This window comes from Paenisporosarcina macmurdoensis (assembly GCF_042658845.1).
GTDB classification, from domain to species: domain Bacteria; phylum Bacillota; class Bacilli; order Bacillales_A; family Planococcaceae; genus Paenisporosarcina; species Paenisporosarcina macmurdoensis.
In genome coordinates, this window is sequence record NZ_JBHSRI010000003.1 from 21,451 (window position 1) to 46,935 (window position 25,485).

The window sequence follows — 25,485 nt, forward strand, 5'->3', positions numbered from 1 at the left end:
AGTACACTTACTAAAGAACGGGTACTATACAAATACAATCTACTATTAGAGGAGGAACAAACATGAAAGTTGCGATAACGGGTGGAAGCGGTTTTGTTGGACAGGAGATTACAAAACAATTAACCGATAATGGACACGAAGTATACATTTTGACACGTTCTCCTAAAGCGTCAAATGATTCCGTACATATGGTGAAATGGCTTGTAGACGGAGCTAAACCTGAGGATCAGCTGAATGGCGTTGATGCTTGGATTAATTTAGCCGGTGCGTCAATTAATGAAGGTCGATGGACTGAAGAACAAAAACAGAAAATTTATGATAGTCGAATGAAAGCAACAGATGAAGTTCTGCGTATTTTTGGGACCGTTTCAAAAAAACCAACTGTTCTTGTAAATGCAAGTGCCATTGGTATTTATCCCCCTTCTGAACAGGCGACGTATACAGAAGAATCTTTCTCTCGCGGTTCAGACTTCCTTGCAAAAACGGTTGAAGATTGGGAGAAAAAAGCCTCAGAAGCAGAAAAATTTGGAACTCGAGTAGCTTATGGGCGCTTTGGAATTATTCTTGGCAAGGATCAAGGCGCTCTTCCTCTAATGGCTATGCCATATAAAATGGGTGTTGGCGGAAAAGTCGGTTCAGGAAATCAATGGGTATCCTGGGTTCACGTATCAGACGTTGCCAAAGCCTTGCTTTATGCAATAGAGAATGATGATTTTAAAGGTCCCTTTAATGTTACGTCACCAGATCCAAAACAAATGACTGAGTTCGGTAAAATCTTAGGAGAAGTATTGCACCGTCCACATTGGTTACCTGTTCCCTCCTTTGCATTAAAGCTCGCACTCGGAGACAAAAGTCAATTAGTACTAGAAGGCCAACGTGTTATGCCTGATAAGTTATTAACACATGGCTTTAAATTTACTTATCCAGATTTACAAAAAGCACTCAAAAACATTTATGCATAAGATCTTCTAGAAAACGCAACCTATCGTAAAAAGAAAGGTTGCGTTTTTATGTGGATAAAACATACTTTAGGCATCGTAGTTTCATGTGTAATTTTAACCTTGGGTATTTTATTAAATCCATTTCAAGTGGAAGCTGAATCACTGAACTGGGGATTTAAGAAAGGCTCTGAAGAAAAACAAGCACAAGCTGGTAGCGCCTTTGATGTACTCTTAAAAAAATATGGTGCTTTTTATAAAGGTTCTCCGGATGAAAAAATCTTATACTTGACGTTCGATAATGGCTACGAAAATGGCTATACCGCTCCCATTTTAGATACCTTAAAAAAAGAAAAAGTGAAAGGCACTTTTTTTCTCACAGGTCATTACGTTGAAAGTGCTACGGATTTAGTTAATCGAATGATTAAGGAAGGTCATGAAATCGGAAATCATTCTTACGGACACCCGAACATGGCCAATTTATCAGAAGCTCGAATGAAAGAAGAGTGGGATAAATTTGATCAGTTATTAGCTGAAAAAACAGACGTTAGTAAAACGCGTTTTGTGCGTCCTCCTGAAGGTGTTTTTAGCGAAAATTTACTTGCCTATGGAAATGAACTTGGTTATCGTCATATGTTTTGGTCGGTAGCATTTGTTGATTGGCATGCAAACCGCCCTCTAGGAAAAGCCTACGCTTACAACCACTTGATGAATCAAATTCATCCCGGTGCCATCATATTGATGCACACGGTCTCCCCTGATAATGCAGCTGCTTTGCCTGACTTTATTCGAGATGCCAAAGCCAAAGGATATACATTCTCATCCTTAGACGCATTAGTTAATGAGACAAGTGAACTCCCGTTGTCTTTCCATTAAGACGTCTGTCCTATATACTATAGTCAACAGTAGTAAAGGACGTGGATACATTTTGTCACAACAATCAATGATAGAAGTAGGTCAAAAATTCCCATTAACAATTAAACGCCTAGGAATTAACGGAGAAGGCATTGGGTACTTTAAACGCAATGTGGTCTTCGTTAAAGGCGCATTACCAGGCGAAGAAGTAACTGCACAAGTACAAGTCGTTAAAAGTAATTTTGCTGAAGCAAGCATCCTACAGATTCGCAAAGCATCGCCTCACCGTCAAGTAGCACCTTGCGTTGTATATGAAGCATGTGGTGGATGTCAATTGCAACATATGACTTACCAACAGCAGTTAATCGAAAAACGCGATATGATTATGCAATCTCTTGAACGCTATGTAAAAGATATTGCACCAAACATTGATGTTCGCGCAACAATAGGCATGGAGAACCCATGGGAATATCGTAATAAAAGCCAATTCCAAGTACGTAAAGCTGGAGACAGAGTTCATGCTGGTCTTTATGCAGAAGGTACACATGAGTTGTTAAATATTAATGAATGTATCGTCCAACACCCGAACACAACACGTATTACGAATGCCGTGAAACGCATTCTTGAAAAGCTAAAAATCCCGATTTATGATGAAGAAACAAACAATGGTTTAGTAAAAACAATTGTTGTCCGAACTGGTATTCAAACTGGAGAAATCCAGCTTGTACTCGTCACAACTCTTGCCGAAATGCCGAAACGTCAGCAACTCATTGATAAACTAATTGCCATTGATCCAGCAGTAGTATCGATTGTTCAAAATGTTAATTCAAAGCAAACTTCTTTAATTTTCGGAGAGCGTACAATTGTGCTTCATGGCAAAAAAACGTTGCACGAAGAATTAGGTGAATTTTCTTTTGATTTATCAGCACGTGCCTTTTTCCAACTAAACCCTACACAAACTGTTCGTTTATATAACGAAATTAAGTCTGCTGCTGCATTAACTGGACAAGAAACAGTTGTCGATGCATATTGTGGTGTTGGTACAATTGGTCTTTGGTTAGCTAAGGACGCGAAGGAAATTCGCGGTATGGACATCGTTGGGGATAGTATTTTTGATGCTAAGAAAAATGCGGAAAATCACGGTTTTACACATACTACTTACGAAACAGGAACAGCTGAAGAATGGCTTGCAACATGGAGCCGTGAAGGTTTTGTGCCGGATGTATTAACAGTAGATCCTCCACGAACTGGTTTAGCAGATAGTTTGTTAAAAACAATATTAAATGTACGACCAAAACGCTTTGTCTACACATCATGTAATCCATCGACATTAGCAAAAGATTTGAGTCAGTTGCGTAAAGTATACGACATTCAATACATTCAACCAGTTGATATGTTCCCTCAAACTGCACAAATTGAAAGTGTCACACTTTTAGTGAGAAAAACGCTTTAAATATCGTCACGAATTCTCTGAGCATGTTCATTCGAGCATGCTTTTTCTTTTTGTTTCAAATAGAGGATTATTATTTTTAATTGTAGGGAATAACGACAATAAGTAATTATTATTTTAAAAAGGATATTTTGATAGATGGAGGAATTGTCATGAAGTGGAAGGGTCGAGGGCAAAGTACTAACGTAGAAGATCGTCGAGGTAAAGGAATTGGCGCTGGGGGTATTGGGATTGCTGGTGGTGGTATTGGGTTAGTCATCGTCATCATCATGACCTTATTAGGCGGTGGAAATACTGGCGATATACTGAACAATATTCAAGGTACCGATACCAATAATTCTGCTCCCTATGAAGAATCAAAAGATGAAAAAGAGCTGTCTCAATTCGTCTCCGTCGTTCTTGCGGATACAGAAGAAGTATGGACTGAGTTATTCAAAGAAAAAGGATCTGAATATCAAGAACCGACTATGGTGTTATACACAGATCAAGTTCAATCAGCTTGCGGAACAGCTGGTTCTGCAGTAGGTCCATTCTACTGTCCTGGCGATTATAAGCTTTACATTGACCTAAGCTTCTATGATGAGCTCAATAAAAAATTCGAAGCACCTGGTGACTTCGCAATGGCTTATGTAATTGCACACGAAGTAGGACATCATGTTCAGACATTACTTGGTACCAACAAAGAAGTAATGGCACTACGCAATCAAATGAGTGAGGAAGAATTCAATAAATACTTAGTCCGACTTGAACTACAGGCTGATTACTATGCTGGTGTCTTTGCTCATTATGCAGAGGGGCAAGGTTATCTAGAAGTAGGCGACGTTGAAGAAGCCATTACTGCTGCAAGTGCTGTTGGCGATGACAATATTCAGAAGAAAACGCAAGGCCATGTCGTTCCAGACAGCTTTACTCACGGTACTTCTGAACAACGTATGCGTTGGTTTAAAAAAGGCTATGAGTCCGGAACCATTGAAGGTGGAGATACCTTTAAAACTAAAGATTTATAATTTGGTTGCAACAATCCCTAAAAATAAAACAGCAAGCACAGTCGATTGTCACGTCGATTGTACTTGCTGTTTTTTTGGCTTTATTAAACTCAATAAACTTAACGACAACAAAAATAACGACACCAGCCACAAAAAGCTTAAGCCCTCAAAAAATTGTAAAAAGACTCCACCCATAAACGGTCCAGTTAAACTGCCAATACTAAAGAAAATTCCACATAATAAATTTCCTGTTGGCAATAATGCTTTTGGGGTCAAATCGGTCATATACGAAATACCAAGAGAGAACGTTGAACCCACAAACAAACCCGCTAAAAGAAATGCAAAAACAAGTGTCCAAAAATCATGTTCAAGAAGTGCTGCGATACTAAACGAAAAAGCTCCACCAAACAACGCAAACAGTACTACTTTTCTTCGTCCGATTCGATCACTTAAAGCACCCAAAGGTAACTGCGACAGGATCCCACCTGTTGAAAATGCCGCTAATACAATAGATACCATCGACAAATCGAAATCATTTCGAAGGGCATAGACTGGGAAAATGGCATGTAAACTAGACTCCAAAAAACCGTAACTAAACGGTGGAATAAATGCAACCCACGCAAATCCAATGGTTGCACCAAAACGTGCCCACGTCCCTCGCATCGTCGATGTTTCATGCATATGTCCAGGAAAATCATTATCAATAAAAAACACAAGTGACCATGCAGCTAGACATAAAATACCGGATACAATAAAGGGTAACCCTTCATAAATAGATACGAGCGGCAAAAACAACGGTCCAGCAGCAAATCCAATACCAAAAGATAATCCGTACAACGCAATATTTCGCCCTAATCGTTCATGTGGTGAAAAACTTGTAATCCAAGTTTGTGTCGAAAAATGAAGTGCGTGGTCACCTATTCCGATAAACAACCTTAAAATAAACCAGAATACAACGCTTTTCCATAATGGAAATAATAACAATGAAACAAAAACTAACAACCCTCCGACAATGATGATTGGTTTATAACCAAACCTTCGAAGAGGCTGCTCCATAAATGGCGATATGAGAAGCGTACCTATGTATAACCCAGTTGCATTCAATCCGTTCAAAGATGAAGAAAGTCCATCTTGTTCGAAAATAACAGAGATAAGTGGTAACAACATCCCTTGTGAAAAACCAGAGATGGACACGATTGCAACTAAAATCCAAAATCTTCTTTTCTCTAAGGCTGTAAATTGATTCATGGTGGCCCTCCTAAATACAAGTTGAAATCATGTTCATTTCAACAAAGTTTCGGTACAATTCTACCATAAAGGAGGGATTCAAGTTGAAATATGTAATGACTGAAAATGGTTTTGAAACAGCTTTAGATTTTGGAACCCTAACGATTTCTGGTGACGAAACAAAAGGATTTAGACCTTATCAACTATTGGTTTCGTCTTTAGTGGGTTGTAGTGGTGGTGTCCTTCGAAAAGTTTGCGAGAAAATGCGTATGCCAATTGAGGAAATGGAGATCAATGTATTAGAAGTGATACGAAATCCTGAAGAAGCGAGTAAACTCGAAAAAGTGCATATGCATTTTAAACTTAAGGGCACGAATCTCGATGCAGCTAAAATGGAACGTGCGATGATTGTGACGATGAAAAATTGTTCAATGGTTCGTTCTGTTGATCAATCTATGGAAGTCATTGAAACATTTGAACTTGTTTAGACAATGTCAAAGGCTCAGTCTATGATCTGCGAACAGATAATTGGCTGAGCCTTCTAAATATTACTTATATCCAATTGAGTATCCATATATCGATTCACGGCTGTTGTGCCGGTGAAATATTCGAACCCCCTCCTTCTAAATGGTTAAATGGTTTCGACTATTCACTACGGCCTCCCCTCTCTTGTTGAAGTAAGTTTACTTTATCACGTTAACTGACTTTTGTAAATATTCAAAATACAATTAATTATAAAATATTTCTAAAGTCCTACTTAAAGTTGAAATATGTCGAAAAATGGGCTACGATGGAAAGGTAAAGCGAGGTGTCTCAAATGGGCAAGTCTATATCGGACAATGACCAACAAGTTACATACTTAAAAGAACGTCTACACATTTTCTTAGAAGTATTAGATTCAATTGAACCAGAAACGACTAAACTTGAAGATATTGATCGTTTAATTGCAATGATGGATGATTTAGAACTTAAAATGGAACAATTTAAAAAATCTAAATAAGTGATTGAATTAGAGGGCGCCTCCATGGTGCTCTCTTTTTCTATGGTGGAAAGTTTCCGACCATTTTAATGTGGTTTTCGACCAACTTTAGACTGTTCCCGACCAACTAAATTTGTTTTCGACCAACTTTAGACGGTTTCCGACCAACTACGAACTGTTTCCGCCCATTCACCTCAAGGTGGAACTAACTCACAATAATTCCACTCAATTAAAATGCTTACTTGGCCTGTTCCAAATTAATTCGTCCACTTGTAAGTGACTGTCGTCCACTCGCAGACACTTGTTGTCCACTCGCATGTGATTATCGTCCATTCGTAGACACTTGTTGTCCACTCGCATGTGATTGTTGTCCACTCGCAGACCTTTTCCGTCCATTCAACTCAATTTCCGTCCATTCGCTTCCACATGTACATGATCCCGTTTGAGACGTACACAAGTCGTATCCTCTTCCCGCTTTGCACGATGATAACCATTTCTTTTTTTCACATCATGAAAAGAGTATAATGGTGAGTGGATAGATTAAAGTATTGTATGAAAAGGGGTTTAACTCACATGTATTTAGAAACATTAGAAAAAAGCATATATGATTTAATTACTGAAACATCTACGAATTTGCCGAAAGATGTACGTCGTGCAGTTAGCAAAGCCAAAGCGGCTGAGAACGCTGGAACTCGTTCAGCGATGAGTTTAGATACCATCACAACGAATATTCAAATGGCTGACGATAATGTCTCCCCTATTTGTCAGGATACAGGGATGCCAACATTTAAAATCAAAACACCAATTGGCGTTAACCAATTAGAAATTAAAGCGGCTATCAAACGTGCCATTGTGACAGCTACGAAAAACGCTAAATTGCGACCAAATGCTGTTGATTCGTTAACAGGCGAAAACAGTGGTGACAACTTAGGTGAAGGCGTTCCAGTTGTAAAGTTTGAACAATGGGAAAAGGATTACATAGAAATGAAGCTCATTCTTAAAGGCGGCGGTTGTGAAAACAAAAACATTCAATACAGCCTTCCTGCTGAACTTGAAGGAATTGGTCGTGCAGGCCGTGACTTAGATGGCATTCGTAAATGTATTCTTCACTCCGTCTATCAAGCACAAGGACAAGGTTGTTCAGCTGGATTTATTGGTGTAGGAATTGGTGGCGATCGTGCCTCTGGATATGATTTAGCAAAAGAACAATTATTCCGTTCAGTAGACGATGTGAATTCACATGCACAACTTGCTGAACTTGAAGAATATATTGTTGAAAAGGCAAACACACTTGGCATTGGCACAATGGGCTTTGGTGGAGAAGCTACTTTACTTGGTTGTAAGATTGGTGTCATGCACCGAATCCCAGCGAGCTTCTTTGTTTCAGTTGCTTATAACTGTTGGGCTTACCGTCGTTTAGCAATTAACATTAACCCGACAACCGGCGAAATCAACGAATGGCAATACCAAGAAGGTGAAAAAGTGGAATTCAAAGATGATGCAGACAAATCAGCTGAAGAAGCTTCTACACGAATCGTTGAACTTCGTGCGCCAATTAGTGAAGAAGAAATCCGCAAATTACAAGTTGGCGATGTCGTCAAAATTAGTGGAATGATGTACACAGGTCGCGACGCAATTCATAAATACTTGTCAGAACATGATGCACCACTTGATTTAAACGGACAAATCATTTATCACTGTGGTCCAGTTGTAGTAAAAGACGAAGATGGTACTTACCATATTAAAGCTGCTGGCCCTACTACGTCGATTCGTGAAGAGCCCTATCAAGGCGACATCATGAAAAAATTCGGTATTCGTGCGGTAATGGGTAAAGGCGGCATGGGACCAAAAACACTTGCTGCGCTTAATGAACACGGCGGTGTCTACTTAAACGCAATCGGTGGAGCAGCTCAGTACTATGCAGATTGTATTAAAGCCGTAGAAGGCGTTGACTTGATGCAATTTGGTATTCCTGAAGCAATGTGGCATTTACGTGTAGAAGACTTCACAGCGGTCGTTACAATGGATTCTCACGGCAACAGTTTACATGCAGACGTCGATAAATCTTCTCTTGAAAAATTAGCGAAATACAGTGATCGTGTTTATAAATAATTTAATCAATTGTATTCTATAAATCTCCTATGTTATAATGATTCTAAATTAATAACAATTATTGAAATGCTGGTATTCCCCTTGGGAGTGCCAGCTTTTCGTATATTAACAGGCTTATGATATTGAATATCATTATCAGGAGGAAAGAAAATGGAAGCAACTAAACAACAGGATTCTTTAACGATTTTCAATCGAATTAAGCCACATATGGAATTGGTGGCTGCCCTCTTCTCTGGTGTGTTAATTCTTTCTGCTTGGTTTATTGGCAGAGATGGAGAAAGTGCTCTATCCATTGCTTTATATTTAGCCGCCTTCCTAATAGGTGGCTTTGCGCAAGCCAAAGAAGGCATTTTAAATACCATTCATCGACGAGAGCTAAATGTTGAGTTACTCATGATTTTTGCTGCAGTAGGGTCATCCATAATTGGCTACTGGGCTGAAGGTGCCATCCTTATTTTCATTTTTTCTTTAAGTGGTGCACTTGAAACTTACACGATGAACAAAAGTAAAAAAGAATTATCCAGTTTGATGAATTTGCAACCGGAAGAAGCATGGCTACTTGATGCAAATGGACAATCAAACCGCGTCCTAGTTAATACTTTAGAAGTAGGCAGTCGTTTACTTGTCAAACCCGGGGAGCGTATACCAGTTGATGGCGTAATCATTACGGGGAGTACTTCTATTGATGAAGCGGCTATAAGTGGTGAATCTATTCCCGTTTCAAAACACGCAGGTGACGGCTTATTTGCGGGAACTGTGAATTTAAACGGCGTTTTAACAATTGAAATGACAAAATCAAGTAGTGAATCGTTAGTTCAAAAAATTATTGAACTTGTTCAATCAGCTCAAAGCGAAAAATCACCTACACAACAATTTATTGAACGGTTCGAAGGGAAATATGTAAAAATTGTTCTTATTTCTGTTGGATTAATGATGTTCCTCCCCCACTTTATATTTGATTGGGATTGGACTACTACATTCTATCGTGCAATGGTTTTACTAGTTGTGGCATCCCCTTGTGCACTAGTCGCTTCCATTATGCCCGCTACGCTTGCTGCCATTTCCAACGGCGCAAAGAATGGTTTGTTATTTAAAGGTGGAGTCCACTTAGAAAATATCGGTAATATGAAAGCGATCGCCCTTGATAAGACTGGGACACTTACAAAAGGAAAGCCACTCGTAACAGATTTCATCGTTCGGGCTGGGTTAGATGAACAGACTGTATTAGCGAGTTTAGCGAGTATTGAATCCCAATCCACACATCCACTGGCTCAAGCTATAACTTCATTTGGCATGACGAAGGGTGTCACTACCTTCCCTATTTCACAAATGGAAGATGTACCAGGCTGGGGAATTAAAGCGGATATTAATTCGACAGAATGGAAAGTTGGGAAACCTAGTTTTGTAGGATATGATGAGGCAATGTCATTTCACAATGAAGTAGCTCTTCGTTTAGAAAACGAAGGAAAAACAGTCATTTTCGCTGCTGATCAAGACGGAATTATTGCAGTCCTTGCACTTAAAGACACAGTTCGACTTGAATCTAAAGAAGCCATTTCTTTATTACGAAAAGCAGGTATTTATACAATTATGTTGACTGGCGATAATGAACGAACGGCTAAAGTAATTGCGGAAGAAGCAGGTGTAGATGACTATATTGCTGAATGTTTACCAGAAACAAAAGTCACACATATGAAAGAGCTTCTAGCGAAATATGGAAATGTTGGAATGGTCGGAGATGGTATTAATGATGCACCAGCTTTAGCCACTGCTACTCTTGGTATAGCTATGGGTCAAGGCACAGACGTAGCACTGGAGACTGCAGATGTGGTACTTATGAAAGATGATTTATCACGTATTACGTATGCGATTCAATTGTCTCGAAAGATGAATCGAGTGGTAAAACAAAATGTCATTTTCTCCATATCGGTCATTGTCCTTTTAATCTTTAGTAATTTCTTTCAAATTATTAATTTACCACTTGGCGTGATTGGGCACGAAGGCAGTACGATTCTCGTTATTTTAAATGGCTTACGGTTACTTAAAATCAAATAAAAAGCAGGAGCGTCTATATGACGGCTCCTGCTTTTTTCATCGCTAATTTTTCTTTTCGTTCTTGCATGACGGCATTAATTTGCCCGCCAACCATTAAAATAGTTCCTGAGAAATATAACCACATCATTAGCACAATAATTCCACCAATACTTCCATAAGTTGCAGAGTAATTAGCAAAACTACTAACATACATCGAAAACCCTAGTGAAACTAGAATCCATCCTAATGTAGCAAATATAGCTCCTGGAATGACACTCTTCAAGTATAATTTACGGTTTGGTGCTATCCAATATAGAAGCATGAAAACCACAAAAATCATAACTGGTGGTATTGTCCATCTAATACTATTCCAGACCGTCAAAAAGCCTTGTTCATATCCTAAATACGAGAATAAGAATATACCAATTTGTTCACCAAATACAGGCAATACTAAAGCAATGACGAATAATGTAATGAGCAATAGAGTGAAAATTACCGAAATGCCTCTTGCAATAAAGAAAGGTCTAGTTTCTTCGAGGCTGTAAGAACGATTGAGTGACTTGATCAGTGCGTTCATCCCGTTAGATGCTGACCAAATAGTAGCTAGAATCCCCACCGATAATAATCCACCATTTCGATCGTTCAATACTTCGGCCAATGTACCATCAATAAGTGTATATACTTCTTCAGGTGCATATGTACGTAAAATACTAAATAGCATATCCTGTTGTAAATTTAAATAAGGTAACAAAGTCACCATAAAAATCAACAGTGGAAACAGTGCTAATAAGAAAAAGAAAGCAAGTTGTGCACCCAATGCCGTCACATCGACATATTGAATACGTGCTAATAATTCTTGAAAGAATCCTTTTGACGATGTTACATCAAAAGGATAGTCAGGACCTTTGCTTTTCTTTTTTTTAAATTGCATCAATTTCAATTTACTTAAGAATCCAGATGAGGAACTGGGTTTTTGGCTGCCTCTAGGTTGAATAGGTTTTTCATCGTTAGCCATTTAATCAGTCCTTTTCTTAAGAGAATTTTTTCTCATCATACACATGCTCAGGAAGAACTGGCATCTCAAAATCATCTTCTTCATTTTTTACAATGGTTTTATATTCTTCTTTTGACTGAACAAATGCATCTTTCGTATCTGTAACAAGCGTTTTAACTTGTGGAGATAACGTTTTTATTTCTTCAACTTTTCCAGTAATATATTGTGCATCTTGCGTAAACTGATTATATACAGTTTGAAACTTATCTGCTGTTTCTTGTATTTTCAGTTTCAAGTCCTCACGATTTTTCGAATAATATTTAACATCATATGATACATTTTTCAATTTATACTTAACATCTTCACGCGTTGCACGATCTAATAAACTTAATCCTGCACCTGTAATTGCTCCAACAATCATACCTTTTACAAATTTACTTTCACTCATCAATAAAACCTCCTAAGATTAAAATTCAATGTGCTTTAATATACCCTTCTCTTCACATATTAAAACAAATCCTTACTTTGATTTGACAATTTTTCTGTACCATGAAATGATTAACTATAATTGTTCGAAAGGTAGGAATCGGAAATGAACTTAACTCAACCATCTCAAGAAAATGTTGAATACATGATTGATCAAATAAAGGAAAAACTTCGTATGGTCAATGTAGATGCTATGAAATCGGAGCATTTTGATGATTCCCAGTATGAAGAATTACTTGATTTGTACTCCATGGTAAAGAAACGTTCTACTTTTAGCCCAAGTGAAATGCAAGCCATCGCTTCGGAACTAGGATCATTACGTAAATAAATAGGTAAAATAAAGTCCTCTAGTTCATACTAGAGGACTTTTTATATTGCACTACGTACCAACTTCCTTCACGAATGACTGTTTGAATACCTAAGAATTCTAGATTTGCGCCTTCTCCCCATTGTTCCAATTGCTCTTTTTGAGGTAGCGGATGCAGATTTTCAAATGAATGAAAAAAGCTATTAAATGCCGCGACAAACGGTGGACTATCTTGGCCACCGGATATCGGTGTAACAACCGATAGTATTCCATCATCACTCAACCACTGACCCAGTTTTTCAAATAATTCTTGTCTTTTTTCGGGTGGGATGTAGTGAATAATGTTATTCATTAAAATTAAGTCGTATGCCTGTTGCGGTTCATAGTCCCACAAATCACTATGTTCGATAGATACATTTTCAAGCGAGTCTGTTAATTTCTCAGCTGTTTTCGCAACTGATTCACTAACCTCTATACCTTCGAACTGGGATTCAGGAAAGCGTTCAGCAAGACGTTTAATATATCCGCCTTCTCCACAACCAATGTCTAGCACTAGTTGCTTGTCATTTCCTTTTAATAATTTCGCGATTTTTGGTAAAGCTATGACTTCTAGCAATCGACTTGTTTGAGCCACTGTATCTGCATGTTTGTCTGAATCAAAATGATTGCGTGTCTTGTTTCGCATCATGTCAGGATACGCTAGTAAACTCGGTATATGTAATTCCATCATTTCTTTTAATATAACACCAGAAGACGATTGGTCTTTTGGTCGTGGTAGCTTCCACATGGCTCCTGTTTTATATCGCTCGCGGCTCATTGGTTTTAAATGACCGATCGATACTCCAACATTCGTCCATTGATTAAGCAGTACTTCATCTATTTGATATGCATCAGCCACGTCGGCTACTGTTACACCACGTTCAAACGCTTTAAATAAATCGAGTTCATATCCTACATATGCATGCCAGGAATATAAAAAAGGGACATTTCGTTTCATCCACATACGCGCTGTAAACATTTTCATCACATCAATCATTGCCTATCCCTCCCGTTTTATATTCTCTTATTTACATACACGTTAGATTTGAGTTGTAAACCTTTCGATGTGCTACAAAAGCCCTTTCCATTTCCAAGGGTAGTCGTCTTCTGAAGAAAACAACTTCATTTCCTTCTTTTCAATAGGCAAATCTTTCTTTCTCGTTGGCATCATCCCGCCTTGAATGAATCGATCTCGCACTGATTCTTTCCACATACCAAGTCCCGATACATTTAGCATTTGCTTGAAATGCAGGACGGGATCTTCCTCCATTCTTTCAAATGTTTTGCTGCGAATCCAACTGACCGGCTGGAATGGAAATGAATAAGCAAGTGCTGATAAATGACTTAAATGAATTAAGTAATCAGCACGGACTTTTCTAACGTTTTCGTACTGCTTTAAGTTTTCCACATTGAGGGCAGACAACTTGTACATATCTACCAATAATTCACCTAATATATCAGCGTCTTGAATCGCCATATTCATTCCTTCTCCCGCCATCGGATGTACGGCATGTGCAGCGTCTCCTATTATGGCTTTATTGCCTTTTACATACGTATCTGCATGATACATGATGGGAATCATTAATTGGATTTTGGACCAGTCCTCTAGCTTTTGTACATAGCCATCGATAGCCGGAGCTAAGTCTGTGTATAATTTATGAAAATGGTCTATAGGCTTTTCTTTTATTCTTTTATACTCCCCAGCAGGAATTAAATAGACCGAACGCACCTGGTTATCAGGTAATGGAAATAACCCTAGAAATCGATTGTAACTAGAGAAAATTTGCCCCCCCACAAAGTTTGATGGGCGTGGAAACGTAACAGTAATGAAGTGGTGGTTATATTTGATTGGTTCCACTTTTATGCCCATTGCTTGTCGAGTGACAGAAGCCCTTCCTTCTGCACCAATGAAAAATGTGGCTTCAACTTCAAACTGGTCTTTCCCTTTTTGAACGAGTGCTTTATCATGTTCGATTCCTTTACACGATGCACTATTTATATAATGAAAGTTTGGGTAGATTTCTGCTCTTTTGCGAATAATATTTTTCAACACTTCATGGTGAATCATATAGGCTGCATTGTATTTCCCAGGAATGACGGTGTAATCCATAAATGACTGGTCTTTTACATGTAACGTTTTTGACAGTTCAATCAAATCAAGAATCTCAATAATTTGGGCATTCGATGTAACTTCATCGTAAACTAATAGCCCATCAAAGATTTGCATACTTTTGGGTTGTAATAGCTCGCCTTTATAGACGGGTTGCTTTCCTGGTAACTTTTCAACCATAACAACATCGATACCAGCACGGACTAGTTTCAATGCAAGTGTTAATCCCCCAATTCCGCCTCCGGTGATGAATACATCAGTCTTCATACGAATCCCTCCTTCTTTATAAGTTCCTCTTAAAGTCATTTATAAAACGTTTGAATGTATAAAAGAAGAACACCGTTGTGAATTCCCAACGGTGTTCTTCTTTTATATCTAGTGTTGAATTTGAGGAAATTGCTGGATAATTGCTTTTGAAATGTCGTCTGCCATATGCAGAGCCTGCATTTCAACTTCGTCAAATTTATTAATTGCTGATTCATAATCTTTTTGAAGGATGAAAACTGCTTCTTCTTTAAATAAGTCTAAATGTTCATGCATCATTTCTGTCATGACTTGTTGTGAGATATATGGATTAATAGAACTTAAAAAAGCAGCAATTTCATCTGCATTGGCGTACCACCTTTTATCGATCGCCTCAAAACTTTGAGTATCTCCTTCTTTTGCAGCGGTTACAAGTTCAGCAGCAATTGTTAAATGATCTTTGATTAAAGCGCTGTATTGTTCCCCTACTTGCTCACCATAAAATGGTTTAAGTGAGTCCCCCATATCAGGAGCATTCCTTAAAAGTCGAACTAACACGGCATCTAAATCTGGTGAATCAGTTAAGATTCCATTAATAGCTGCTCTAGTCCAGTGGACATGCTGTTCCCAAAGTAAACGCATCGTATTTCTTAATTCATGCTCAGCGCGACTAACACAGGGCGTATAATAAACCCCTGTTGGATAAACGTAAATGCACATTAAATATCCTCCAATTCGTATCCATATATACTATTCTTTCTAAGTAATCGTGTTACCAAATTTATTTCATAAGAGTTTGTTCAGAACAGAAATTCCTTTTCCAACCATCGGATGAAACATGAATAACGCTCTATTTGTGGCAAAATTTCCGATTAACTTCTCTGCAAAAATATGTACACCACATTAAAATAATGCTCCTTATACTATTCATTAATAAAAAAATCCTTCGCAACACGAACTTTTCAATTGATTTACTCCTTGGAATATTGCTACTATAGAGGTAGCTTGTATAAAAAAGGAGATAAACTAATGACATCTTTTAATGAAAACTTAAATAAATATGCTGAGTTAGCTGTTAAGGTAGGCGTAAATATTCAAGAAGGACAAAGTTTATACATAACGGCATCAATTGATAATCCTGAGTTCGTTCGTTTATTAACAAAGACGGCGTATGAAGTTGGCGCAAAACAAGTATTTGTCGACTGGACAGATGATGTGATTACACGTACACGCTTTGAGTTAGCTCCAAGTGAATCTTTCACAGAATATCCAGCTTGGAAAATACAAGAGCGTGAACAACTAGCTGAGCAAGGTGCAGCATTTATGAGCGTTGTTTCTTCAAGCCCTGATTTATTAAAAGGTATTGAGTCATCTCGCATTGCGGCATTCCAAAAAGCTGCTGGAACTGCCTTATCAAAATATCGTCAATATGTTCAATCTGACAAAATTAGCTGGACTGTTATTGCGGCGCCATCTAAATCATGGGCAGCTAAAGTATTCCCCGAGCTAGAAGAAGATCAACAAGTATCTGCGTTATGGAATGCGATCTTTAAAGCTGTTCGTGCAGATGTTAAGTCACCGATTGAGGCTTGGTCGAACCACAATGAAACACTTCATGAAAAAGTAGATTACTTAAACAATAAGAACTACCTTAAATTGCATTACACTGCTCCAGGAACAGACCTTACAATTGAACTTCCAAAGGGTCACTTATGGTGTGGGGCTGGCAGTGTCAATGAAAAAGGCGAAACATTTATGGCCAACATGCCTACAGAAGAAGTATTTACAGTTCCTTTGAAAACTGGCGTTGATGGTGTGGTCTCTAGTACAAAACCATTAAGCTATGGCGGCAACATCATAGACAATTTCAAAATCACTTTTGAACAAGGACGTATTGTTAAAGTAGAAGCGGACGAAGGACAAGAAGTGTTACAACAACTAGTTGATACAGATGAAGGTTCGAAGTATTTAGGAGAGGTTGCATTAGTGCCTCATCAATCCCCTATTTCTGAATCAGGATTACTCTTCTATAACACTTTATTTGATGAAAATGCCTCAAATCATTTAGCAATCGGTAGTGCCTATGCATTCTGTCTTGAAGGCGGCAAAAAAATGTCTCAAGAAGAATTACAACAAAACGGCTTAAACCAAAGTATTACACATGTCGACTTCATGATTGGTTCAGAGCAAATGGACATCGATGGGATTTTAGAAGACGGATCGAAAGAACCAATCTTCCGAGCTGGAAACTGGGCGTTTTAAATACTAGACAATCTACGAATAGTACAAAAAGCAGTCGTCCTTGGACGATTGCTTTTTGTTATGACTTAACAATTTGTTTACATTTTAACGACAACCATATAACAACCGAATGACAGCATCCTACATATTCCTTATATTTCAACGGTTTTATGCACCTAATGTCTTATAATTCGTTGCAACAATTGATAACTGTCATTAAGTACCATATGGATTATGTGCTGAAATCCTCTATACTTATGTAGCAAACCGTTTTAAGGAGGAATCTGCATGTTTTCAGGTATTGAATTAGGGATTGATTTAGGAACAGCTAACATCCTTGTATATACAAAAAATAAAGGCATTATATTAAATGAACCATCGGTAGTAGCGGTGGATACAAAAACAAGACAAGTCATCGCATTTGGTGAAGAAGCTAAGAGTATGATTGGTAAAACTCCAGGCTCTATTACTGTTATTCGACCATTGAAAGATGGTGTCATTGCTGATTTTGATGTAACAACCGATATGTTACGCATGGTCATGAAAAAAGTTGGTAAAAAATTAGGAAGCTCCATTCGTAAACCTAACGTCATGGTATGTACACCATCTGGTGCAACATCAGTAGAGCGTCGTGCCATTCATGATGCGGTTAAGAATAGTGGAGCTAAAGAAGTTCATTTGATTGAAGAAACTGTAGCAGCAGCTATAGGTGCTGATCTTCCAGTCAGCGAACCGATTGCAAGTGTGATTGTCGATATAGGTGGCGGAACGACTGAAGTGGGTATTATCTCATTCGGTGGTGTTGTCTCTTCAAACACAGTAAAAGTTGCAGGAGATCGCATGGATGAAGACATTATTCATTTTGTTCGTAAACAATTTAATGTCTTAATTGGTGAACGTACAGCGGAAAGAATCAAAATAGAAGTGGGTTATGCCTTAATACCTCATACAGTAGAAACTATGGAAATACGTGGACGTGACGTTTTAACAGGTCTTCCTAAAACCATAACCATTAGCTCTGTTGAAGTACAAGAAACATTAAAAGAATCGTTATTATCAATATTAGAAGCGATTCGCTCAACACTTGAAAGCTGTCCTCCAGAACTATCAGGAGACATTGTTGATCAAGGTGTTGTTTTAACGGGTGGCGGTGCACTATTGAAAGGGATGCAAGAATGGTTATCTAACGAAATCTCTGTCCCTGTTCACATAGCTCCTCAACCTCTTGAGTCTGTAGCAATTGGTACTGGACGTTCACTTGTAATGATGGATAAAATACAAAAAATTGCCCGTTAATCACGAATGAAACGGACAACCTGTTGGGCGAGATGATTCTGTCATCTCGCTTATTTTTTTGAAAAGTTTTGGACGTTTTTGCTTAACGAAATTGGGCGACAATTCCTCATTAACAATACCTTGGTGGAAAATAGGTGTCAAAGAAGGCGAAACTGGCGGAATAAGCCAAGTCCAATCCCCTTTGACTTCCCTGTGTTGTTTTTCTTCTTTTTCACGAAATGTCTGAAATTGTTGAGCAGCTGTATAATGGTCAACCATTTGAACACCAGCTTGTTTAAACGACGTATACACCGCATACTGCAGTTCAACTAACGCTCGGTCTCTCCAAAACGTTGTCGTACTTGAAGTATCAAGCTTTAATTGATTCGCCACATCTCTTAATCGATTATAGCGATACGCATCCACAAAATTCCTCGCTGCAATCTCAGTCTCCATATACCACCCGTTAAAAGGTGCTGGATAGTACAAACCACCAATTTCAAGATAACGATCTGAAATGATTGGTACGGCATACCATTTTAAATTCAGAGATTTCCAGTCTAAATTAATTGGATGATCGATTTGTACTTCAAGAACTTCAGCCTTTTCAATTGCCACCATACTTGGAGGCTCTTCGTTCCATTGAAAAATAACCGGTAAAATATCGTAAGGAGTCCCTTCACCTTGCCAACCTAAACTTTGCGCAACTATTGTTAATTCTAGACAAGCCGGATCTCCTAGAATCTCACTAGACTGCTCCTGGTAACCTGCGTAGCGAATTAATTGATGACTCCACAATTGTACTGTTTGAGGCGAACTAATGGCTGGAAAAACAGTAATGGTCGACCGAATTTTCCCGTCATTCGTAGCATGCTGGATATGATGATGGATATGTCGTGCTACCTCTTCTTTTGACTTAACATCCCTCGCATCAAAGACGTCGAGTGTTTCCCAAAATAAACGGCCAATACATTTTGCACTATTACGCCAAGCAAGCTTTGCTCCATACGTGATTTCTTCAAGGGTGTGCGTATAGGTGCCCATCGACTCGATTTCGTCTTTAATGAAGCATTGACGTTCATGTATAGTTTCTTCAGACAGTCCACTTTCTTTTCCATATTGAGAAAGAAACGCATGTGCTTGATCTTGAAGTAATGAGTTATTCATATCATTTCATCCTTTGTGTTTCTACATAATTTGAGTTTAATCAACAATTCCTTCCCTCTCAATAGATAAGAGGTCTTGACGTAAATGTTTCTAATGGAATGTGACATAAAAGTGGCTAAACTACATAAAAATCATCTACAATAAGAATGTAATATACATAGGAGGAACTGACACATGACTTTATTAAACGAAATTCTTTCTTTTAATCAAAAATTTGTATCCGAGAAACAATACGAAGAATTTACTACAACAAAATTCCCAGACAAAAAAGTCGTAATTTTAACATGCATGGATGCACGGTTATTTGAACTATTACCAAAGGCTATGAATTTTAAAAATGGAGATGTAAAAATCGTTAAAAGTGCAGGCGCAATTATTAACCATCCTTTTGGAGGGATTATGCGCAGTTTACTTGTAGCTGTTTATGAATTACGTGCTGAAGAAATATATATTATCGGTCATTATGACTGCGGCATGAGTGCCATTAAACCGGATGAGATGCTACAAAAAATGATTGATCGCGGTATCTCTCAAGACACCATTAATATGTTGAACTATTCTGGTGTTGAGTTAGACGAGTGGTTACGAGGATTTGAAGATGTTCATGAAAGCGTAAGACATAGTGTAGACATGGTTAAAAATCACCCACTCATGGTGAAAGGTTTCCCAGTCCACGGTTTAGTCATTGACCCTGCTACAGGCAGATTAGATATGGTAAAAGATAAGTAAAAAAAGGGAGCTGCCTTAGTCATAAAATATGACTAAGGGCAGCTCTCTTTTTATGTTTTGCTGAGGTTATTGTGCAACTGATTTCTTTCGACGATGCATCCACTGTTGGTATTGGAAGCGAATGAAACAACCCACACAAAATCCTAGTATGGCTACGAGTGCAGCAATACCAACCATTATCGTTGCAATGTTAAACAAAACAGTCCATTTCATGAAATAACTTATACAAGCAATAACTAAAAATCCTACAGCTAACCACTGGTTAAATTGTAGTTGCTCATAATCTTCTTGGACATATTGATTAGAAGGCTTAGTTAAAAATTTCTTTACAACAACTAAAATCGGATTGTACCCTGCTAATAAACCTAAAAGACATGAGATTAAAGGTAACAGCAAGATCCATGCTGTTTGAGTTATAAGTGAAAGGACTACTGACACAACAATCGTCCATTGATTAGCTAATACGAGAGGCTTCGGAATTGTTTTCATATTAATACCCACTATTCTTATAGGATTTATAATAATAGTATATGATGATTTTTTGAATTTGTAAATATATACGCCTATCTCTCGATATATTTCCCGGGAAATCGACAAAAAAGGTTGGCTTCTCAATTGAGAAGCCAACCTTTCATCGTTATTCGCCATTTCCGCCAAGCGGCCTTACCTTTTCAATAGTCATTTTCTAGAATTGCATAGATGAAGTGATCTTCCCACTCTCCATTAATGAAAAGTAGTTGTCGAAGTAAGCCCTCCTGTAGCAAATTCGCTTTTTCTAAAACACGAATCGACCCAATATTACGTGGAGATACATAGGCTTCTATTCGATGCAAACCAACAACTTCCATTCCATATTTAACAACAAGTTTGACCGCTTCTGTACCAATCCCTTTACCAATGTTCATTTCATCTATGGAATAGCCTATAAATGAACTAGAAAAAGGAAGTCTTTTAATACCATACATGGAAATGTGACCCACTAAGTAATTTGTTTTTATATCATATATACCAAAGCTAAATTCACGTTGATTTTTCATATGATGTAATGATTCCAATATTTTTTCTCGTTGAACAGCTGCTGTAAAATAAGAATCTTGGTGTCTCGGTTCAAAAACAGACCAGTAAAATCGATTTTTCGTCACAAGATGAGCCAATTCAGCAGCATCATGTTCACGTAAGGTTCGTAAAAAACAAGTTTGACCTTCAAGTAAAATCATAAAGTCACCCTTTAGATGAAGTTAATTCAAGAAACTCTTCCACATCTTTAATACATAGTGCAATTCCTTTTTCCCAGAAAGCGTGTTGTGTGATGTCTTCACCCAAATGTTTCATAGCTAAATCTTCAACAGACATGATAGCCGTATCTTGAAGTAATGCAATATACTTCTCTTCAAAGCTACTTCCTTCTTCAATTGCTTTTGCATAAATACTTAAGCTGAATAAATAACCAAACGTGTACGGGAAGTTATAAAATGGTACTCGTGAAATATAGAAATGAAGTTTAGATGCCCAAAAGTGAGGATGCACTTCACCTAGTCCATCGCCGAATGCTTCACGTTGTGCTTCCTCCATTAGTGTATTTAAACGGCTAGCTGCAACGATTCCTTTTTTACGTTCTTCATAGAAACGGGTTTCAAATAAGAAACGAGCATGGATATTCATAAAGAATGCTACACTGCGTTGAATTTTATCTTCTAGTAACGCTAATTTCTCATCAGCTGATGTCGCTTCTTTTACAGCGGCATCCGCAACAATCATTTCTGCAAAAGTTGAAGCTGTTTCAGCAACTCCCATTGCATATTGACGATTCATCCAGTGTACAGGTCGAAGTACATGCGAATGGAAAGCATGGCCAAGTTCATGAGCAAGTGTTGCAACATTAGACATTGTTCCACTATACGTCATGAATATTCGAGATTGCTCTGACAATGGCATGCCCGTACAGAATCCACCAGGACGTTTATTCGGACGATCTTCAGCTTCAATCCACTCATCTTCAAATGCTTTGCGCGAGAATTTCTCAAGTTCTGGACCGAATTTGCCAAACTGTTTCAAAATAAATTCCGCGCCTTCTTGATACGAAACTTTTTCTGTAGATTCAGTAACAGGTGCATCTAAATCGTACCAATGCATCGCGTCTGCACCAACTAACTCCGACTTACGCTTTAAATATTTTACAAAAGGTGCTTTATGAGCACTAATTGCTCCCCACATAGCGTCTAATGTTTCTTGCTTCATACGATTCATATCCAGTGGTTCTTTTAATACTGAATCCCAGCCGCGTTTTTTATACACCGCTAATCGGAAACCAGCCATATGATTTAGTGTTTTTGCAAAGAACTCTTCTTTGTCTGTCCAAGCTTGTTCAAGTGTTTCAAACGATTCTTTACGAACTGATGGATCTGAATGAGAACTTAAGTTACTCGCTTGCCCAACAGAAAACTCTTTTTCTTCTCCATCAACTGTGACACGAACTTTCACGTCACCAACTAATAAATCATATAGTTGACTCCATCCATGATAACCATCCACGCCAAGTGCCGTGATCATGTCTTCTTCTTTTTCTGACAGCAATTCTTTTGCTTCATCTCGCCATTCATTTAACACGAAAGCAAATTCTTTTAATCGATTATCTTGCATCAACGTAGCCCACACACTGTCTTCTGTTCTAGACAGTTGTTGTTGTACAACTAACATGGACGAAGAAAATCGAGCTCCTAATGAACCGATTTCACCTTGTAGTAAGGTTGCTTGTTTGTCTGTTGTATCTTGAGCTAAATAGCATCCAACGACAGCTCCAGCTTGTGATAAGTTTTCTGCTACTTGTTTCGTTTCTTCTATAATTAATACGATTTTATCTGCGTCTGATTCATTTTTTGGTACCTCAAAAGTTGATAATGTTTGTTCAAATAAATCTAATTTAACGTTTAAAGCATTTAAATGTTCGCGAAGCTCAGGAGATGAACTTCCCCCTTTAAAAAATACATCTAAATCCCATACTTCTGCATATGTTTTGGTAGTCAATCTCATTTCCCCCATGTCTTTCTAAATTTTCCGAAAATACTACATAATTATATCATGCTTCTTCGCCTTGCGAAACATCGGGTTGTGGATTAATAACAGGAATGCCTTTTTCTTTGCACACTTGCATAATATGTTCTAGAATGCTTTTTAAAACAATGACACGTGCATTTTTCTTATCATTTGCTTCAATTACTATCCAAGGTGCATGTTCAGTATGTGTCTTTTTGAACATGTCTTCTGCAGCACTAACATAGTTTGCCCATTTATCACGGTTTCTCCAATCATCATCGGTTAATTTCCATTGTTTGTAGGGGTCTTCTCGGCGCTCTTCAAAACGTTTCAATTGCTCTTCTTTTGTAATGTGTAACCAGCATTTCACCACAATGTATGATTCATCCGTCAATGATTTTTCAAAGTCATTAATTTCTTTGAAAGCACGCTTCCATTGTGGCTTTGTAGCAAATCCCTCGATCCGTTCTACTAATACTCGTCCATACCAAGAACGATCAAAGATACCAATTTGACCGTGCTGAGGAAGCTTTCGCCAAAAACGTTGTAAGTAATGGTGCCTTAATTCATGTGGGTGTGGGGCTGAAATTGGGTGAACGACAAGACCTCGCGGGTCCAATCTCTCTGTTACTCTTTTAATTGCTCCCCCTTTCCCTGCTGCATCCATGCCTTCGAAAACAAGCACTAATCCCACTTTTTGGTTGAATAAATGTTGCTGAACGTTTAACATGTCGTATTGGAGCTGTTTTAATTCTTTTTTGTATTTTTTGTTATCTTCGTATGGTTTTTCCATGCGTAATTCACTTAATTGAACATTCATCTTAAACCCTCCATTCGTTTATATGTTATTTTACAGAAATTTTTGGTAAATAGGTATTTGTTGTTACTGTGGCATGACGTTATACTAAAGTATGGGAGGTGAACGCTATGGGTCGTTTCGCACTTATGGTCATTGCTTTGACTAGTGTGATTGTTATTAATGCATTAGCTAATATTTTGCCTTTAAATAATCAAACTACAGGTGAAATTTCCAATCGTCTTCCAGTTTTATTTACACCAGCTGGATATGTATTCTCGATTTGGTCTGTCATATACGTATTGTTAATCGTTTGGCTAGTTGGCATGTGGAAAAAAAGTAAACAAGATGATGCTGCCTATTTAAAGCGCTCAACTCTGTTTATCATTAGTTGTATTTTGAATATAACATGGATTTACTTGTGGCATTATGAAGAATTTTTATTAACAGTCGTAGTTATGATTGGATTTCTTATTACACTTATCCTTTTATACAAAACATATTCAGTATCAGATAACCACATCACGAGTCGTCTGCCCATTTCCATCTATTTAGGATGGATCAGTGTCGCAACAATTGCTAATATTAGTTATGTTCTAACCTATTATGAATGGGATGGCTGGGGATTAAGTGATCCCTTATGGGCAGTCATAATGATGACAATCGGTGCAGCACTTGCACTACACATTCGTTACCATCATTTTGATATCGCCTATGTGCTCGTCTTTATTTGGGCTTTTGTTGGTATAGCCGTTCGCAATGGCTTTGATGAACTACTTGTCTCAACAGCTGCTCTTTTTTTAAGTGCCGTTATGCTTGCAGGCATTATATTTATGAAGAAATCAATGCGCAATTCTAGCTCATCACCAAAAAGCGTACAAGGTTAATCATTCACTACTATTTAATTAAGAAAAACCGTGCAAAGTGCGACAGGTACTTTTAAGAAGTGTAACCATAGTAGCCTGTTAATTTTCGCTACGGTGGACGCTTTTCGCGGGCATGGCTTCAGTCTCCTCGTCACTGCAAAAACATGTGCTCCTGCGGTTACTCGTCGCAAAGATATCGGACGAATCACAGTTCGTCCAATATCTTTCCAGCGGGATCAGCGGGTCAGGTGAGACCCCGCAGATCGCGAAGTGACCGAGGAGGCTCACCGACCGCCCCGCGGAAAGCGTCCGCCTGTTTCTGCATCGCTACGCTAGCTTCGAAACATGAAAGGGCGTTGAAACGGAAATCAACAATAGTAATGAATCATCTTTTTGACCAAAGGACCTGAAACACTGGGTTTATGGAATTAAAATTATATACTTTCTTATCTTCTAAGAAAAAGCGGAAAGCGCCTTCTAGCTCGACACTGGCGCTAGAAAGATGAAAAGTGAAATCGTCTTTCTGACCCCATTAAGGTGCCCCGCGAGCTGGCGCTTGGGGCTAGACATAGCTACGCCAAGTTAAAAGGTGTAGCTTGAAAAATCTTATACTTTCTA

General features: G+C 38.2%; 25 protein-coding genes. 13 read left to right on the top strand and 12 right to left on the bottom strand.

The window, feature by feature from the left end:
• The first annotated feature begins 62 nt into the window (after positions 1 to 62).
• The 4 genes from ACFPYN_RS04035 to ypfJ all read left to right on the top strand — a co-directional run bounded on the left by ACFPYN_RS04035 (position 63) and on the right by ypfJ (position 4,250).
• Positions 63 to 962: a TIGR01777 family oxidoreductase gene (locus tag ACFPYN_RS04035; protein ID WP_377732665.1), complete on the top strand. Its 900-nt coding sequence runs from the start codon at positions 63 to 65 to the stop codon at positions 960 to 962.
• Positions 963 to 1,010: 48 nt separating this feature from the next.
• Complete coding sequence (locus ACFPYN_RS04040; RefSeq protein ID WP_377732666.1) at positions 1,011 to 1,814, top strand: polysaccharide deacetylase family protein; 804 nt, start codon at positions 1,011 to 1,013, stop codon at positions 1,812 to 1,814.
• A 52-nt stretch (positions 1,815 to 1,866) separates the two neighbouring features.
• Complete coding sequence (gene rlmD, locus ACFPYN_RS04045; RefSeq protein WP_377732667.1) at positions 1,867 to 3,246, top strand: 23S rRNA (uracil(1939)-C(5))-methyltransferase RlmD; 1,380 nt, start codon at positions 1,867 to 1,869, stop codon at positions 3,244 to 3,246.
• A 149-nt stretch (positions 3,247 to 3,395) separates the two neighbouring features.
• On the top strand, positions 3,396 to 4,250 hold the full coding sequence (ypfJ, locus tag ACFPYN_RS04050; RefSeq protein WP_377732668.1) for a KPN_02809 family neutral zinc metallopeptidase: 855 nt from the start codon (positions 3,396 to 3,398) through the stop codon (positions 4,248 to 4,250).
• 48 nt (positions 4,251 to 4,298) lie between these two features.
• On the opposite strand, the gene ACFPYN_RS04055 is transcribed toward ypfJ, so the two are convergent.
• Positions 4,299 to 5,477: an MFS transporter gene (locus ACFPYN_RS04055; protein WP_377732669.1), complete on the bottom strand. Its 1,179-nt coding sequence runs from the start codon at positions 5,475 to 5,477 to the stop codon at positions 4,299 to 4,301.
• An 83-nt stretch (positions 5,478 to 5,560) separates the two neighbouring features.
• On the opposite strand from ACFPYN_RS04055, the gene ACFPYN_RS04060 reads away from it, so the two are divergent.
• Both ACFPYN_RS04060 and ACFPYN_RS04065 read left to right on the top strand, forming a co-directional pair.
• On the top strand, positions 5,561 to 5,944 hold the full coding sequence (locus ACFPYN_RS04060; protein ID WP_377732670.1) for an OsmC family protein: 384 nt from the start codon (positions 5,561 to 5,563) through the stop codon (positions 5,942 to 5,944).
• Between the two features lie 329 nt (positions 5,945 to 6,273).
• Positions 6,274 to 6,456 (top strand): SE1561 family protein, encoded by a 183-nt coding sequence (locus ACFPYN_RS04065; RefSeq protein WP_108587800.1) that lies wholly within the window; start codon positions 6,274 to 6,276, stop codon positions 6,454 to 6,456.
• A gap of 301 nt (positions 6,457 to 6,757) precedes the next feature.
• Here ACFPYN_RS04065 and ACFPYN_RS04070 read toward each other — a convergent pair whose 3' ends face one another.
• Positions 6,758 to 6,892, bottom strand: coding sequence for a hypothetical protein (locus ACFPYN_RS04070; protein WP_377732671.1), 135 nt, complete (start codon positions 6,890 to 6,892; stop codon positions 6,758 to 6,760).
• Between the two features lie 116 nt (positions 6,893 to 7,008).
• Between ACFPYN_RS04070 and ACFPYN_RS04075 the strand changes: the two genes are divergently transcribed.
• Together ACFPYN_RS04075 and ACFPYN_RS04080 are read left to right on the top strand one after the other, a co-directional pair.
• Positions 7,009 to 8,547: a fumarate hydratase gene (locus ACFPYN_RS04075; RefSeq protein WP_377732672.1), complete on the top strand. Its 1,539-nt coding sequence runs from the start codon at positions 7,009 to 7,011 to the stop codon at positions 8,545 to 8,547.
• Positions 8,548 to 8,697: 150 nt separating this feature from the next.
• Positions 8,698 to 10,602 carry a heavy metal translocating P-type ATPase gene (locus tag ACFPYN_RS04080; protein WP_377732673.1) on the top strand — a complete coding sequence of 635 codons (1,905 nt, stop codon included), beginning with the start codon at positions 8,698 to 8,700 and terminating at the stop codon, positions 10,600 to 10,602.
• Positions 10,603 to 10,615: 13 nt separating this feature from the next.
• Here the strand turns inward: ACFPYN_RS04080 and ACFPYN_RS04085 are convergent, their stop codons facing one another.
• Positions 10,616 to 11,596 carry a YihY/virulence factor BrkB family protein gene (locus ACFPYN_RS04085; RefSeq protein WP_377732674.1) on the bottom strand — a complete coding sequence of 327 codons (981 nt, stop codon included), beginning with the start codon at positions 11,594 to 11,596 and terminating at the stop codon, positions 10,616 to 10,618.
• 16 nt (positions 11,597 to 11,612) lie between these two features.
• Positions 11,613 to 12,023, bottom strand: a complete 411-nt coding sequence (locus ACFPYN_RS04090; RefSeq protein ID WP_377732675.1) for a YtxH domain-containing protein — start codon at positions 12,021 to 12,023, stop codon at positions 11,613 to 11,615.
• A gap of 144 nt (positions 12,024 to 12,167) precedes the next feature.
• Between ACFPYN_RS04090 and ACFPYN_RS04095 the strand changes: the two genes are divergently transcribed.
• Complete coding sequence (locus ACFPYN_RS04095; RefSeq protein ID WP_377732676.1) at positions 12,168 to 12,389, top strand: DUF1128 domain-containing protein; 222 nt, start codon at positions 12,168 to 12,170, stop codon at positions 12,387 to 12,389.
• A gap of 19 nt (positions 12,390 to 12,408) precedes the next feature.
• Here ACFPYN_RS04095 and ACFPYN_RS04100 read toward each other — a convergent pair whose 3' ends face one another.
• The 3 genes from ACFPYN_RS04100 to ACFPYN_RS04110 all read right to left on the bottom strand — a co-directional run bounded on the left by ACFPYN_RS04100 (position 12,409) and on the right by ACFPYN_RS04110 (position 15,480).
• On the bottom strand, positions 12,409 to 13,404 hold the full coding sequence (locus tag ACFPYN_RS04100; RefSeq protein WP_377732677.1) for a class I SAM-dependent methyltransferase: 996 nt from the start codon (positions 13,402 to 13,404) through the stop codon (positions 12,409 to 12,411).
• A gap of 72 nt (positions 13,405 to 13,476) precedes the next feature.
• A complete protein-coding gene (locus ACFPYN_RS04105; RefSeq protein WP_377732678.1) occupies positions 13,477 to 14,784 on the bottom strand; it encodes an FAD-dependent oxidoreductase in 1,308 nt (435 codons plus the stop codon).
• Between the two features lie 108 nt (positions 14,785 to 14,892).
• Entirely contained in the window at positions 14,893 to 15,480 is a 588-nt protein-coding gene (locus ACFPYN_RS04110) for an acetylglutamate kinase (protein ID WP_377732679.1), read from the bottom strand.
• Between the two features lie 309 nt (positions 15,481 to 15,789).
• Between ACFPYN_RS04110 and ACFPYN_RS04115 the strand changes: the two genes are divergently transcribed.
• Positions 15,790 to 17,022 carry an aminopeptidase gene (locus tag ACFPYN_RS04115; protein ID WP_377732680.1) on the top strand — a complete coding sequence of 411 codons (1,233 nt, stop codon included), beginning with the start codon at positions 15,790 to 15,792 and terminating at the stop codon, positions 17,020 to 17,022.
• A gap of 267 nt (positions 17,023 to 17,289) precedes the next feature.
• Positions 17,290 to 18,297: a rod-share determining protein MreBH gene (mreBH, locus tag ACFPYN_RS04120; protein WP_377732681.1), complete on the top strand. Its 1,008-nt coding sequence runs from the start codon at positions 17,290 to 17,292 to the stop codon at positions 18,295 to 18,297.
• On the opposite strand, the gene ACFPYN_RS04125 is transcribed toward mreBH, so the two are convergent.
• Positions 18,298 to 19,443 carry a nitric oxide synthase oxygenase gene (locus ACFPYN_RS04125; protein ID WP_377732682.1) on the bottom strand — a complete coding sequence of 382 codons (1,146 nt, stop codon included), beginning with the start codon at positions 19,441 to 19,443 and terminating at the stop codon, positions 18,298 to 18,300.
• Between the two features lie 174 nt (positions 19,444 to 19,617).
• Here ACFPYN_RS04125 and ACFPYN_RS04130 point away from each other — a divergent pair, with 174 nt between their 5' ends.
• Positions 19,618 to 20,172 (top strand): beta-class carbonic anhydrase, encoded by a 555-nt coding sequence (locus tag ACFPYN_RS04130; RefSeq protein ID WP_377732683.1) that lies wholly within the window; start codon positions 19,618 to 19,620, stop codon positions 20,170 to 20,172.
• Between the two features lie 66 nt (positions 20,173 to 20,238).
• Here the strand turns inward: ACFPYN_RS04130 and ACFPYN_RS04135 are convergent, their stop codons facing one another.
• The 4 genes from ACFPYN_RS04135 to ACFPYN_RS04150 all read right to left on the bottom strand — a co-directional run bounded on the left by ACFPYN_RS04135 (position 20,239) and on the right by ACFPYN_RS04150 (position 24,025).
• The gene (locus ACFPYN_RS04135) at positions 20,239 to 20,661 is read right to left on the bottom strand and encodes a DUF4395 domain-containing protein (protein ID WP_377732685.1); all 423 of its coding nucleotides are present in this window, start codon (positions 20,659 to 20,661) and stop codon (positions 20,239 to 20,241) included.
• A gap of 182 nt (positions 20,662 to 20,843) precedes the next feature.
• The gene (locus ACFPYN_RS04140) at positions 20,844 to 21,389 is read right to left on the bottom strand and encodes a GNAT family N-acetyltransferase (RefSeq protein ID WP_377732686.1); all 546 of its coding nucleotides are present in this window, start codon (positions 21,387 to 21,389) and stop codon (positions 20,844 to 20,846) included.
• 4 nt (positions 21,390 to 21,393) lie between these two features.
• The gene (locus ACFPYN_RS04145; RefSeq protein ID WP_377732687.1) at positions 21,394 to 23,196 is read right to left on the bottom strand and encodes a M3 family oligoendopeptidase; all 1,803 of its coding nucleotides are present in this window, start codon (positions 23,194 to 23,196) and stop codon (positions 21,394 to 21,396) included.
• A 52-nt stretch (positions 23,197 to 23,248) separates the two neighbouring features.
• The gene (locus ACFPYN_RS04150) at positions 23,249 to 24,025 is read right to left on the bottom strand and encodes a polyphosphate kinase 2 family protein (protein ID WP_377732688.1); all 777 of its coding nucleotides are present in this window, start codon (positions 24,023 to 24,025) and stop codon (positions 23,249 to 23,251) included.
• 107 nt (positions 24,026 to 24,132) lie between these two features.
• On the opposite strand from ACFPYN_RS04150, the gene ACFPYN_RS04155 reads away from it, so the two are divergent.
• Positions 24,133 to 24,888: a TspO/MBR family protein gene (locus ACFPYN_RS04155; protein WP_377732690.1), complete on the top strand. Its 756-nt coding sequence runs from the start codon at positions 24,133 to 24,135 to the stop codon at positions 24,886 to 24,888.
• The last annotated feature ends 597 nt before the right edge of the window (positions 24,889 to 25,485 follow it).